The organism is Pseudoalteromonas sp. SG43-7 (assembly GCF_014164295.1).
Lineage (GTDB): Bacteria > Pseudomonadota > Gammaproteobacteria > Enterobacterales > Alteromonadaceae > Pseudoalteromonas > Pseudoalteromonas rhizosphaerae.
In genome coordinates this window covers 69,895-83,155 of sequence record NZ_JACJEY010000018.1, presented here as the reverse complement: position 1 = coordinate 83,155, position 13,261 = coordinate 69,895, and the positions used below count along the sequence as shown (strand labels likewise).

Sequence of the window (13,261 nt, the reverse complement as noted above, 5' to 3'; positions counted from 1 at the left end):
TAAAGCGCTAACTGCGTTATAATTTTTTCAAGTAGAACAACTACATGTCAAAATTTACGCCTTGTTATCACTGTATTTATCTGTCGCTATAAATGGTCAGTAACTTAACACGATTGGTATAATTCGCTATGATAATCATATTTTTAATAAAATGAGAATTCTTAACTGATTTCACCGCTAATCGCATATTTTAATACCCAATGCTTTACCGGTCCGGTTTTATTTGCCATTTTCAAAAACTGACTGCGTGCCCACTGCAATGGAGTTAGTTGATTAGAAAAACCAAAATAACAAGCGTCCATCATACTCATCATTAACAAATTTGCTTTGCGTCTAGTTTGCTCATATTGTTTAAGATATTGTGCAGCACCTATATCGTCTGCATTTTTTAATATATCAGCAAGTGCTACGACATCTTGAAAACCTAAGTTAACCCCTTGCCCAGCGAGCGGATTAATCGTATGCGCTGCATCACCAACCAGCACGATACGGCCATCTGAATAGCTGTTGGCATGTTGGCGGGCTAACGGAAATACAGCATGCTCTATGATATCAAAGTCCCCAGCTAAGGGCGGGAAATGTGCAAGCAGTTGCTGTTTTAATTCGCCTGCTGAGAGCTGCTGCCATTGCTTTAACTGCTTTGCATCGTGGTAACAAATTAAATTGGCGTATGGCGCCTGCATAGGTAAAAAAGCTACCGGACCTGTGGGCTTAAACTGCTGCCATGTTTTTACTTGTTGCGCAGCGTCTAGTTTTATTAATACTCCCATACAATGCTGACCATATTGCCAACCCGTAACACCAATACCGGCCTGTTGACGTAATAACGATTGCCCACCATCTGCAGCAACAACTAAATCAGCTGTATATTGCTGCTCACCATAATGCAATGTCACTTGCTGTTCGCTTTGCTCAATTGCGGACAATGATTGAGGTGTTTCAATCACTTCGATATTGTGCTGTGCAAACTGTTGCCAGATACTCGCTTGAATTAAATTATTTTCAATTAAGTGGCCTAAATGAGTGGTATTAATATCGTGACAATCAAACAAAAGGTTATCGCCCGTTCGTTCAAACGCTTCGAGCTGTTGGTATGGGGCATGTCGATGCACTCGTAAAATAGGCATAGCGCCTAAGTCATCTAATAAGTTTTCTGAAAAACGATTGATAGCAGATACACGAATATCAACTTTTTCACTTGCCAATACAGCATCAGCATCAATTATCTGCTGCTCAATCACTGTTACTTGGCATCCTTGTTTAGCGAGTTTAACTGCTGTGGCTGCACCAACCATGCCGCCGCCAACAACAACAACCTTGTTTTTCATCATTTTTAGTCACTAATTTGGTTATTTTCAGTGCGCTTGATTGTATCGTACTTCTGTTTGCAAGTGCGAGTGAGTTTCATCTTAATCAACCATAAAACGCACTTTGTTTGACTTCAATTCACAAACATAAAAACTATACTTGGATCTAGACGGGTATCCAGCTAAAATACGCGTCCTTTAAGTAAGCGAAAGTGCCGCTTATCCTGTTTAGCGCACAACCGTGCCACTACCGAATTGAAAACGAGGCTATATTTCAATGAGTAAAAAGCTGCATATTAAAACCTGGGGTTGTCAGATGAATGAATACGACTCTCAGAAAATGGCTGATCTTCTCGATGCAACCAACGGCTACCAGTTAACTGATGAAGCTGGGGATGCAGATGTTATCCTACTCAATACCTGTTCAATTCGCGAAAAAGCGCAGGAAAAAGTATTCCATCAACTAGGCCGTTGGAAATTACTCAAAGATGACAAACCCGATCTGATCATCGGTGTTGGTGGCTGTGTTGCGTCACAAGAGGGCGATTCAATTCGCCAACGCGCACCATTTGTTGACGTTATTTTTGGCCCTCAAACATTGCACCGTTTACCTGAAATGATCAAACAAGTGCAAGGTAACAAAGGCAGCTCTGTGGTTGATATTTCATTCCCAGAGATTGAAAAGTTTGACCGTTTACCAGAGCCAAAAGCAGACGGTCCTTCTGCATTTGTATCTATTATGGAAGGGTGCTCTAAATACTGTACCTTCTGCGTAGTACCTTACACGCGCGGTGAAGAAGTCAGCCGCCCGCTTGATGATGTATTATTAGAAATTGCTCAACTTGCAGAGCAAAATGTTCGTGAAGTAAACCTACTAGGTCAAAACGTAAATGCTTATCGCGGCGAAACTCACGATGGTGAAATTTGTTACTTCTCAGATTTAATTCGTTATGTTGCAGCTATCGACGGGATTGACCGTATTCGCTACACCACGTCGCACCCGGTAGAGTTTACACCAGACATCATTGACGCTTATGCCGACGTACCTGAATTAGTCGATCACTTACATTTACCAGTACAAAGCGGTTCGGATCGTATTCTTAATTTAATGAAACGTGGTCACACTGCTATTGAGTACAAATCAACGATTCGTAAATTACGTAAAATTCGCCCTAATTTAAGTATGTCGTCAGATTTTATCATTGGTTTCCCAGGTGAAAGCGCCGCTGACTTTGAAGCGACGATGAACCTTATCAATGATATTGGTTTCGATATGAGCTTTAGCTTTATCTACAGCGCACGCCCGGGTACGCCAGCGGCTGATTTGCCTGATGATGTCAGCGAGCAAGAAAAGAAAGAGCGTTTATACCTACTACAAAACCGTATTACTCAAATGGCGCAACAGATCAGTCGTCAAATGTTTGATACTGAACAACGCATCCTAGTTGAAGGTCCATCCAAGAAAAATCCGATGGAGCTACGTGGCCGTACTGAAAACAACCGCGTAGTAAACTTTATTGGCCCACACACAGTGATCGGTCAGTTTGTTGATGTACGTATAACTGAGGCACTGCCAAACTCTTTACGCGGTGACTTAATTCGTACAGAATCCCAAATGAACTTACGCCGTGCGGTTTCTCCTGCTGATATTTTAAGTAAAGCAGCACAACCAGAGCCGCAAGCCACCCCTGATGAATTAGGTGTTGCAACTTTCGTTCCTTAGGCGAAACTTACTGTGCCAGCCTCGCTGGCACATCAAAACAGGAAGCAATTTTGAGTAATCAATTAAAAAAATTAGAGATTTATTTAGAACCCTCCGACAACAAACGTCTTTCATCTTTATGTGGCCCGTTTGACGAAAACATCAAACACATTGAACGCCGCTTAGGTGTTGAAATTACTCATCGCGATAACTATTTTAAAATCACCGGTAAAACCACCAGCGCGTTTGCAGCGATGGAAATCCTCAAAGACTTATATGTCGAAACTCAGCCAGTACGCGGTGTTATTACTGAAATTGAAGCAAATACCGTACATTTAGCCATTAGTGAGTCAAATGCATTAGAGCAAGATGAGCTAAACGAATATGGCAAAGAGGTGATGATCAAAACTCGTCGTGGCGTAATAAAACCACGTAACGACAATCAAGGTCATTATGTATCGAATATATTTCGTCACGATATCACCTTTGGTATAGGGCCTGCTGGCACAGGTAAAACCTACCTAGCTGTCGCCGCAGCAGTTGATGCTTTAGAGCGTCAAGAAATACGGCGTATTTTATTGACCCGCCCCGCTGTTGAAGCAGGTGAAAAACTGGGTTTTTTACCAGGTGATTTAAGTCAGAAAATCGACCCATACCTGCGCCCATTGTACGATGCCTTATTTGAAATGCTCGGCTTTGAAAAAGTCGAAAAGCTGATGGAACAAAATGTCATTGAAGTCGCTCCACTTGCCTTTATGCGTGGTCGCACACTTAACGATGCCTTTATTATTTTAGATGAAAGCCAAAATACCACGGTTGAACAAATGAAAATGTTCTTAACCCGAATTGGTTTTAATTCAAAAGCAGTGATCACTGGCGACATTACCCAAGTAGATTTACCCCGTGGTGCGCGCTCAGGGCTTCGTAACGCCATTGAAGTACTTAGCGATGTAGACGAAATAAGCTTTAACTTCTTCCAATCACAGGACGTGGTACGCCACCCTGTCGTGGCACGTATTGTTGAAGCCTACGAACGTAACGATGAAGCAGAACGACTCAAACGCGCCGAAAAACAACGTGCTAAAGACTTGCTCGCAAACCAAGAGCAAGCGCAACCTTCGACTAAAGAGTGATGCCGTGAACACTGAACTTGATTTACAAATAGCCTGCGAGTTTGATAACTTGCCTAGTCTTGAGCAGTTTGCGCTGTGGGCTAATAAAGTGCTTAGTCAATACCGTGATGAATCAGAGCTGAGTATTGTTATTGCTGATGAAGAGCAAAGCCAACAACTCAATAATGACTACCGTGGTAAAGATAAACCAACCAATGTGTTGTCGTTTGAATTTGAAGCGCCAGCAGGTATAGAGCTACCTTTGGTGGGTGATTTAGTTATTTGCCCAGCCATAGTGTTAGCTGAATCAATAGAGCAAGAAAAGTCATTTCATGACCATTTTGCCCATATGGTGATCCACGGATGCTTGCATTTACTTGGATTTGACCATATAAAGGATGAAGATGCGACAGAAATGGAAAGCATTGAAAAGCAATTGCTTGCCGAATTAGGCATAGCAGACCCATATCGGGACGATATTTAAATTTACGGAGCAAGTAGACGCAATGAGCGACGATAACTCGCAGACTAGCCAGGGTTCTTCTGGCAAGACCTGGTTGGGTAGAATTACCCAAATGTTGCAAGGGGAACCCCAGAATAGAGAAGAGCTGGCTGAAGTAATTGCCGATGCGCAAGTTCGGGATGTCATTGATCCTGAAACCAAAGAGATGATCGAAGGTGTGCTCGGTGTGTCAGAGTTAAAAGTGCGAGATATTATGATCCCGCGCTCACAAATGATCACGCTCGAAGTGGAAGCGCCACTAGAAGAACTCATTCCAATGATGGTCGATTCAACGCATTCACGTTTTCCAGTGGTGTGTGAAGATAAAGACCACATTGAAGGCATTTTACTAGCAAAAGATCTATTACCACTGATCCTCAATAAAGATGATCTACTGCCATCATTACGTGATTATTTACGCCCAGCCGTTGTTGTGCCTGAAAGTAAGCGTGTTGATACGCTACTTAATGAGTTTCGCCAACAGCGTTACCATATGGCGTTAGTAATTGATGAATACGGCGGTGTATCTGGTTTAGTAACCATAGAAGATATTCTTGAGCTCATCGTCGGTGAAATTGAAGATGAACACGACGAAGAAGAGCAACTAGATATTCGTCAACTTGCAAAGCATGTGTTTGTTGTTCAAGCACTTACTCCTGTTGATGATTTTAACGAATATTTTAAAACTGGCTACAGCACGCAAGACGCTGATACCATCGGTGGTACTGTTTTACACGCCTTTGGGCATATGCCTGGCCGTGGTGAAATAATTGATATAGATGGCTTACAATTTAAAGTAACCAATGCCGATAATCGTCGATTATTGCAATTACAGGTTACAGTGCCAAAGGCTGATGATAACGACAGTGAAGACACTTCTGACTAACTGCCTGCATTTAGCAAAAGATAAAAAAGCATGGCTCGCACTGGTTGCGGGCCTCTTTTTAACCTTGTGTTATGCCCCTTTTGAGATTTGGCCCCTCACGTTCGCCTGTTTAGCATTAGCGATATACAGTACCCACACACATAATTCTGGGCAGCAATATGGCAAACTAGCCAGTAAACGCGCCGCCAAATATGGTTTTATATTTGGCCTCGGTTGGTTTGGCGCAGGTATCAGTTGGGTGCATGTCTCCATTGCCACCTTCGGCGGTATGCCACTGGTAGCCTCAGTGTTACTGATGGTGCTGTTATGTGCTTATTTAGCTATCTACCCGGCTTTAGCCTTTATGTTTGCCACACGCTTTGCCAGCGGCCCTAGTAGCTACGGTTTATTATTACTCTCAGGCTTTGCTGTCACCGAATACTTACGCGGTGTGGTACTCACCGGCTTCCCTTGGCTAAGCTTTGGTTATACTCAAACCGATAGCCCACTTAATCTACTCGCTCCAGTAATTGGTGAGTTTGGCTTAACCCTTGTATGTATCGCGATTGGTTTTGCGCTCTATCGCCTGCTGTTTATTAGAGACTTTAAAGCCACAGCAGCCACTGTAATTAGCATCGCTGTACTATTCGCTATTACTCACTACACGCGCAATAACAGTTACAGTGATAAAACGATTAGCGCCTTACTGGTACAAGGTAATATCAAACAGCATCTGCGCTTTGACCCGAGTGAATTTTGGACCACAATGAGTAAGTACCAAGATATGACTCGACCGCACTGGGATGCCGACTTAATCGTTTGGCCAGAAGCTGCAGTGCCTGAAATAGAAGCACTTGCAGATAGCTATTTAGCAGGCTTAGATAGCGCAGCCTCATTTAACAATACCGCACTCATTACGGGTATTGTTGACTATCAGCGCGACACTAAAGCAATCTTCAACACATTAATTGTACTTGGTAATAAAGAGCAGGGTGACGAACATGGTCATTATCAATACTTAGGTAAAAACCGTTACCAAAAACACCAATTACTTCCCATTGGTGAGTTTGTGCCATTTGAAGATATATTGCGCCCTATCGCCCCTTTATTTGATTTACCTATGTCATCATTTTCTCGCGGCGACCAAGTTCAAAATAACTTACGTGCTAATGGCTTAAATATATTACCGGCTATTTGCTACGAAATCGCTTTTGCTGATTTAGTGCGTGGTAATTACCACAATGATTCGGATATTTTATTTACTGTAAGTAATGATGCCTGGTTTGGTGCCTCCCACGGCCCCCACCAGCACATGCAAATAGCCCGTATGCGCGCCCTTGAATTACAACGCCCGCTTATTCGTGTGACCAACAATGGCATCAGCGGCGTATACGACCCAATCAGTCAAATTCAAGTCAGCATGCCACAATTTGAAGCCGACACCCTTAAAGTCAATATCAAGCTAATCCAAGGCGACAGCATCTATAGTCAATACGGTAACTTGCCTGTGTGGTTATTTATTTTTAGCATTACAATCGCAGCATTAATCGTAAAATTTAAATATAAAGATAATCATCGTTAAATATATTCACTAAAAGTAATCACATAATTGATATATTTCATCTACATCAATTGTCGTAAATATAATAACAAGGAAGTCGTATGTTATGGATTAACACCCTATGCAAACAATCAATTACACAGCACATGGTCAGAGTCAGGCATTTTATTCTGTTCGTATTGATGGTTACTATCCCCTCCTTGGGTTTAGCCGCTCAATATGAAGTCAGTTCCAAGGATGAGTTACAAGCTCAATATCAGTTATTACTAGAGTTAAAAGCTGAAAATGCTGTTTCAGAGAATGTGTATACTGAAAAATCTACTTTTTTACATCAACAAGCGCAAACTAACTTTCATTTTGACTTAGACAGTGGAACATACACCTCCGACATACCGATTGGTAATGCCCATCAAATTAGCAAACAACCTTCACCAATATCTGACACCGAGCAGCGTATTGATAGTTTCACTACCGCGCTATATGCTATTTCAGCTTTGTTATTATTGGCCTTAATTGGCAAAATCATGTCGTATTTCCCACCATTACTCAACGAACTTTTGATTTACGGCGCGTCCATCATTTCGCTCATTTTTTTCCACTACGAATATTGGCTACTGGTTGCAGGATTCTCTTTAGGCAGCATTGTTAGCTATTCGGTGCTAAGTCGCATTAGTGACGATAAAGAAGAAGCTAAATGGGTAGGTTGGCCATTAGCTATTACATTCGCAGCGCTGGCCTTAATATTTGATAACAGCATCTTTGGGTTTTGCAGTGTATTAGCCTTGTTATCAACTTTTGGTTTTATGATATTAGTTGCTCCAGGTAGAGTAACCGTCGGCAGCCAAGATGAACGCGTTGCACAATCTGTTTATTTAACTGCGCTTAGTTTTACGTTAACTCTATTAGCTTGGTTAGTATTTTATACCGATTGGTTCGCGCCTTTACTCGAACTAAGGCAGCCTCTACAATCTTTTGAACTTGGTATGCTCACGTTACTGCCACTTGCTTATTTTTCAGGGATCTCCCAACTTAGCTTTTTCTTATTAAAAGAAAAACCTTGGCTACGCTTTAGCGCTGAGCTTATCGGTTTAATTAGTGAAATAGCAGTGGTCACAATTGCGCTGTTATATAAACTTGATACCATGTTTTGGATAGGCGCATTATTTTTGATGTGGAACTTTCTGGACAAGTTTTATCGTCTGATTTATAAACATGTTAGCTATGTTTCAGCGTGTACACTATTCGCGCTGTTTTTTGCCGGCATTAGCGCACTCATAAAATCAAATATCGATGCTATTATGCCTTATTTAGAGTTTTTAGGACTGTGAACCTCACTAAATGCCCTATTTTTCATAAATAGGGCATGCTCTGTATATTAATCCTTTCTATAAAACTTACTTAGAGTCTAACTATCTATTTAACAATCGCTTTAACTGTCTCTTCATTTATTAGCTGATTTATACTGCCTTTAATAACCACAGTTGCTGATATTTTATCTTGAATGGCTTGGCGGTTCGGATCCCAATAAACTTGTAAAAAACCTAGTAACCCAGTTGCAAACCCTGCGCCGTAGCCACCGTATCGGCCAAACGCATCCCATAAACTTAAATCTTCGCCACTAAGTGCGACAACTCGGATATTGCATACTTTTTTACCCGGTGTTTGGCCACGCCAAAGCAGCGAAAATAATGTAAAATATACAGCAGCCCAACCAAAGCCAAGACCTAAATCTTGAATGATTCCTTTGCCCCACTGTAAAATACTATTCACAGGTGCAGCTTTAACAGGTGCGTCTTCAGGTGCAGAAGTCTGCTCATCAGCTTCAACCATTACTTTCAATAATAATCGGGCAACCTGATCGTTATCAGATTCATCTATTTCAGCCAATTGTGGCACTTGAGTAACTAAATTAGCAAGCGCATTGCTTTGACAAGCCTGATCGCAATTTTGACTTGGTGCTGTTTGCATTAAATAAGTATTTATCTGTTGTTTTTCCTCTGCATTTAATGGTGTTTCGCGTTTAATTCTTATCCCTTGAATCGCAGTATCATCCTCAAAAAAATCGATTGCGATTGCAAGCACTGAGAGTGAACTTATAAATAATATACTGGCAGCAGTTATTTTTAATACTCTTCGCCAAACAGTCGACATTGTTGGTAAGTATTTTTGCGCTGTGCCTTTATAAAAAGCCATTGCAGCTACAAATGCGATTACAGCAGCACTGATCTTAGCCGCGAGAAAAATTAGCGCTACATCGATTACCATCGCGAGCGCGCGGCGAGTCGGTGAAGCAAGTGGCAGTCCCAATAATGCTTGATCTATTTTAAATGCATAGGGCGTAATAACTTCCTTAGTTTCAGCAGCTGTTAATGCTAATTGTTCTATTTGTTTCGCTTTCATTTACGCCTTTGTCCTTAAAATTAAATAGGTATCTTTATTTAGATTGTTATTGAGAGCAGCCTATAGCTCAAACCATCAAAGCTAGATTATCTATAAATGGTTTATTTTCTTCATTTATCACACGAATTATTTCTTTGTGTAAACGTTTTTTGTGCTCAGCAAAAATGGCGCGCTTTTTATCAAATGTAGCGGCAAACGCCATTGCGTCCGCTAATAGGCTATCTTGGTCTGTTGAGGCTTTTTCTATAACGTGATCAATTGCAAGTTCTGCTCCAGAGACGCGACGCCCTGTCAGTTTCATTTCGTTAAAGCGATAGTAAGGGATCGCTTTTTTCACAAAAGCAATCATGCCGGGTAAAAATGGGATCGATAAATCCACTTCAGGGAAGCAAAAAAAGCCGCGATCGCCGCGCATAAATCTAAAGTCACACGCGCACGCTAAAATTGCACCGTTACCAAAAGCATGACCATTAATGGCAGCGATCACTGGCATAGGAAAAAGCAGTAAGGTTTTAAATACATCGTCCATATCGTACATAAAACCACGTATTTCATCGGCCTTTTTTGCTTGCATAGCAGGTAACAACCAATCAGTATCAATGCCTAAACTCCAACACTTATCATCATTTGAGGTGATCACTAGCGCTTTGTGGTTTTGGTTTTCAACAACCTCTGCTAACGCTTGTTTTAGTTGATGTGCAAAATGTGGATTTTGGCGGTTTTCGCCGTTTGTTAAGGTTAAAACCGCAACGTTATGTTGGGTGGTTAAGGAGATGATACTCATAAAGTCCCTCTTCAATTTTATAGTTTTTTAAAAAGATTATTGCTCGTTTGAACGCAGACCGATGTTTAGTTTATCTGTTTAATTACAAACCATTGAGCCTGTAATAAAACAGTTTAAATTCATCATCTTTCATTTCATTTACATTGTGTCACATATTAGCAATTTATATATTTCAGTCTTATTGCATATTAGATACTACCTATATACTAATAATAATTAAAATACTTATGAAAAAGTTAACAATTGTATTGCTCTTACTTCTATTGTTATCAGGCTGCGCGAATTCGGCTAAAAATGATCTCGCAATATTAAAGAATCGCACGGTATGTTGTATTAACTTAAACGATATTACATTCGTAGCGCAACAAACAAAGCAGTTTATTCATTTTGATTTGAAAAAGCAGCCTGTAAGACTTTTTAACGATGCGAAAAGCCCATTTATTGCAATTGAAAAACCTAGCGACAGTCGTTTTGCTCAAGTTTTTAGCTACGCTAATGGCGTATTTATTCAAAATGCAACGCTTGTCTATCCTCAGTTATTGCTTTTGGATAAGTCAAAACAGATTATTAAACACCTAAAACCCTATGAAGCATGGCAAAATGGTTTACCAACAACCTTAGGTTTGGATGGTAACCTGTACTACAAAACACAGTTTACTCTGCCAAGCGAGGCAAAATACCTAATTTTTTATACTGATAGCGGTTTGAATAATAAAAAAACTACGATCAACTGGCGTTCGCAAGTTGGAGGTAGCGAATATAGATACCTGACCCTCACCTCGTTCGCTAAAATCGGAATCAAATTACTTTAACTTAACACTCATTTTCAGGAATTATTATGAGATATATTTATACTATTTTTATCCTTATAACATTAAGTGGGTGTAACTCTTCACCCAATTACATGAATACAGCACAACTAAAATCAAACCATCAGATACTTGGGATTGGTGGTTTTTATGTTGAAGAAGAGCTCAGTTATTTTGAACAACAGTTGGCAGATCATTATAAAAAACCTATAAAAAAAGCACTTGAAGATCGCGGATTTCAAGTAGTTGATGCCAGCGAGGTTTATGATGTTTATTATCAGTTATTAGACAATGCTGATAATTTGTACGACCCTCTTACAGGTCAGGAAAATGAAAACCTACGTAATGAAATCTGGAAAAAAGCCCTTGCTAAAACAAAAGCTAAATTAGGTATAAGTGCGTTTGTATTTGCGGGCGTAGATACTGTTAGAGCAGAATTTACTAACAGTATTCTATTAGGACATGTGGCAAAATGGTATGGTCAGGAAGAGTCTTACCTTGAAGGCGGCGCTGATGGTGGAGATATATTTGTATCGTTATTTCAAAACGAAGAAGGTTATGTTCCTGGGAGCCGACTATATATCCGTATTAGAGATGAACACGATACACTGTTAACAACAGGTTCTGGGGGTATTGAATTAGTTGCACAATTTAACAGCGATGAAGAAATTATTGTTAAAGATGCTGATAAATTATTTAAAGATCCTACAAAATTAGACAACGCGTTACAATTTGCACTAAAGACAATTGACACTTGGAAAACAAAAAAATGATGAAGCTTTTTTTAATCATCATGACTTTACTAAATTTAGTCGGGTGTAAACTGATTCAATATAATAGCGATCCTGAAGTGACGATTAGTGCAATCACATTAGTCAACGCACCTACCCATAGCGATCTTGCCTATATATGGTTGCCAACCTCAAATACCGGTAGCAAAGTATTATACCGAGAAGCATTTGACAATAACGTGGTCAACTTCTCAAAAAAATATAATTTGACTAACCTAAATCCGCAGGCACAAAGATTTTTTGATAGTTTTATTATGAAACAAGGCGGTGCTTTCAACACAAAAACAGGTAAACTTAACTTAGAACTAATACAAACAGCAATGCAATACACGTTTAATAACGTTAAAAGCGCATATCCAAATATTAATACTCTGTTAGTTATTCAGCCGCAAGAAACCTCAATAAAAGTTATTGATGGCACTGCTAATTGGAATGGTGTTGAGCAACATATCGTAACAATACCTCAAAAGTCAGTCGAATTTAGGCCGGTAATAAGCCTTGCCGTACAGTACTACATTCCTGATGGCAAAAATTATGACTTTGAAATTGGTCTAGATCTTCATGCCCCAGATTTAACCGATGACAGTAAATATGAACAAGTGATAAAACATATTTTATCCCCTATCGTCTTGTTAAAAAAAGAAATCTAATAGTTATCAGTCTAATAGTAAGCTATAACTTTAGCCACTATTAGACTTTTGATAAGTGATATTATAATCCCCCCCAGTTCTCACAAATAAAATTAATACTTGAGGATACTTATGCTTAATAAAGTCGCTATTGTTGTCGGTGCAACTGGCTTAGTGGGCAGTCACTTAGTTGAAGAATTAATTGTGGCAACTCATATCAGTAAAGTTATCACCCTAACGCGTCGCCCTATTAGTTATAACAGTGACAAAGTCGTTAATCATGTAGTGGACTTTAACCATTTAGCTCAACACGCTGCGCTTTTTAAAGCGGATATATTATTTTCATGTTTAGGCACGACAAAAAAAGCAGCTGGCTCTATAGCCGCTCAGCGTAAGGTTGATTTTTATTATCAGTTAAAAGTCGCTGAACTTGCTGCAAAACTCGAAGTACACCATTACTTGCTAGTATCCTCCAGTGGTGCAAATGCCAATAGTGGTAACGCATATTTACAAATGAAAGGTGAACTTGAAAATACTGTCAAAGAACTGCCATTTAAACGCATTAGTATTATTCAGCCATCGTTATTACTTGGCGAGCGTAATAACGAATTTCGTATTGGTGAAAAGCTTGGCAGTGTATTGTTACCAATTTTATGTATGCTGCCTGGTTTAAGAAAGTATCGCCCTATCACGGGCAAACAAGTTGCCATAAAAATGTGTAATATCAGTAAACAATCAGGTGATGGTGTTGAATATTTTAGATTAGATGAACTATTTAACAGTTAAAATTCAGTACATA

13 protein-coding genes are annotated in these 13,261 nt (G+C 39.9%); 10 read left to right on the top strand and 3 right to left on the bottom strand.

The annotated features are described in order from the left end of the window. Positions 1-161: 161 nt before the first annotated feature. Positions 162-1,331, bottom strand: a complete 1,170-nt coding sequence (locus H5200_RS10540) for an FAD-dependent oxidoreductase (RefSeq protein ID WP_145240627.1) — start codon at positions 1,329-1,331, stop codon at positions 162-164. 253 nt (positions 1,332-1,584) lie between these two features. Between H5200_RS10540 and miaB the strand changes: the two genes are divergently transcribed. The 6 genes from miaB (at position 1,585) to H5200_RS10510 (ending at position 8,377) form a co-directional block, all read left to right on the top strand. After that, positions 1,585-3,030, top strand: coding sequence for a tRNA (N6-isopentenyl adenosine(37)-C2)-methylthiotransferase MiaB (gene miaB / locus H5200_RS10535; protein WP_182761458.1), 1,446 nt, complete (start codon positions 1,585-1,587; stop codon positions 3,028-3,030). Between the two features lie 50 nt (positions 3,031-3,080). Beyond that, positions 3,081-4,142 (top strand): PhoH family protein, encoded by a 1,062-nt coding sequence (locus H5200_RS10530; protein WP_182761457.1) that lies wholly within the window; start codon positions 3,081-3,083, stop codon positions 4,140-4,142. A gap of 4 nt (positions 4,143-4,146) precedes the next feature. Next, complete coding sequence (ybeY, locus tag H5200_RS10525) at positions 4,147-4,605, top strand: rRNA maturation RNase YbeY (RefSeq protein ID WP_145240621.1); 459 nt, start codon at positions 4,147-4,149, stop codon at positions 4,603-4,605. A gap of 22 nt (positions 4,606-4,627) precedes the next feature. Then, complete coding sequence (gene corC / locus H5200_RS10520; protein WP_149980717.1) at positions 4,628-5,509, top strand: CNNM family magnesium/cobalt transport protein CorC; 882 nt, start codon at positions 4,628-4,630, stop codon at positions 5,507-5,509. Continuing rightward, entirely contained in the window at positions 5,490-7,070 is a 1,581-nt protein-coding gene (gene lnt, locus H5200_RS10515; RefSeq protein WP_182761456.1) for an apolipoprotein N-acyltransferase, read from the top strand. The genes corC and lnt overlap by 20 nt, the downstream gene beginning before the upstream one ends. A gap of 80 nt (positions 7,071-7,150) precedes the next feature. After that, the gene (locus H5200_RS10510) at positions 7,151-8,377 is read left to right on the top strand and encodes a hypothetical protein (RefSeq protein WP_182761455.1); all 1,227 of its coding nucleotides are present in this window, start codon (positions 7,151-7,153) and stop codon (positions 8,375-8,377) included. A gap of 85 nt (positions 8,378-8,462) precedes the next feature. Here the strand turns inward: H5200_RS10510 and H5200_RS10505 are convergent, their stop codons facing one another. Beyond that, positions 8,463-9,449, bottom strand: coding sequence for an RDD family protein (locus tag H5200_RS10505; RefSeq protein WP_149980720.1), 987 nt, complete (start codon positions 9,447-9,449; stop codon positions 8,463-8,465). Positions 9,450-9,516: 67 nt separating this feature from the next. After that, positions 9,517-10,233, bottom strand: coding sequence for an enoyl-CoA hydratase/isomerase family protein (locus H5200_RS10500; protein ID WP_182761454.1), 717 nt, complete (start codon positions 10,231-10,233; stop codon positions 9,517-9,519). A gap of 227 nt (positions 10,234-10,460) precedes the next feature. Between H5200_RS10500 and H5200_RS10495 the strand changes: the two genes are divergently transcribed. The 4 genes from H5200_RS10495 (at position 10,461) to H5200_RS10480 (ending at position 13,248) form a co-directional block, all read left to right on the top strand. Continuing rightward, on the top strand, positions 10,461-11,045 hold the full coding sequence (locus H5200_RS10495) for a hypothetical protein (protein ID WP_182718113.1): 585 nt from the start codon (positions 10,461-10,463) through the stop codon (positions 11,043-11,045). 26 nt (positions 11,046-11,071) lie between these two features. Beyond that, positions 11,072-11,815, top strand: coding sequence for a hypothetical protein (locus H5200_RS10490; RefSeq protein ID WP_259398484.1), 744 nt, complete (start codon positions 11,072-11,074; stop codon positions 11,813-11,815). Further along, a complete protein-coding gene (locus H5200_RS10485; RefSeq protein ID WP_182761453.1) occupies positions 11,812-12,483 on the top strand; it encodes a hypothetical protein in 672 nt (223 codons plus the stop codon). The genes H5200_RS10490 and H5200_RS10485 overlap by 4 nt, the downstream gene beginning before the upstream one ends. Positions 12,484-12,594: 111 nt before the next feature. After that, the gene (locus H5200_RS10480; RefSeq protein ID WP_182761452.1) at positions 12,595-13,248 is read left to right on the top strand and encodes an NAD-dependent epimerase/dehydratase family protein; all 654 of its coding nucleotides are present in this window, start codon (positions 12,595-12,597) and stop codon (positions 13,246-13,248) included. The last annotated feature ends 13 nt before the right edge of the window (positions 13,249-13,261 follow it).

Excerpts from the sequence above, each read along its gene's own strand:
- H5200_RS10495 (WP_182718113.1), top strand. The coding sequence starts at position 10,461 with ATGAAAAAGTTAACAATTGTATTGCTCTTACTTCTATTGTTATCAGGC.
- H5200_RS10540 (WP_145240627.1), bottom strand. The coding sequence starts at position 1,331 with ATGATGAAAAACAAGGTTGTTGTTGTTGGCGGCGGCATGGTTGGTGCA.
- H5200_RS10480 (WP_182761452.1), top strand. The coding sequence starts at position 12,595 with ATGCTTAATAAAGTCGCTATTGTTGTCGGTGCAACTGGCTTAGTGGGC.
- H5200_RS10490 (WP_259398484.1), top strand. The coding sequence starts at position 11,072 with ATGAGATATATTTATACTATTTTTATCCTTATAACATTAAGTGGGTGT.
- corC (WP_149980717.1), top strand. The coding sequence starts at position 4,628 with ATGAGCGACGATAACTCGCAGACTAGCCAGGGTTCTTCTGGCAAGACC.
- H5200_RS10500 (WP_182761454.1), bottom strand. The coding sequence starts at position 10,233 with ATGAGTATCATCTCCTTAACCACCCAACATAACGTTGCGGTTTTAACC.
- H5200_RS10485 (WP_182761453.1), top strand. The coding sequence starts at position 11,812 with ATGATGAAGCTTTTTTTAATCATCATGACTTTACTAAATTTAGTCGGG.
- H5200_RS10505 (WP_149980720.1), bottom strand. The coding sequence starts at position 9,449 with ATGAAAGCGAAACAAATAGAACAATTAGCATTAACAGCTGCTGAAACT.
- miaB (WP_182761458.1), top strand. The coding sequence starts at position 1,585 with ATGAGTAAAAAGCTGCATATTAAAACCTGGGGTTGTCAGATGAATGAA.
- H5200_RS10510 (WP_182761455.1), top strand. The coding sequence starts at position 7,151 with ATGTTATGGATTAACACCCTATGCAAACAATCAATTACACAGCACATG.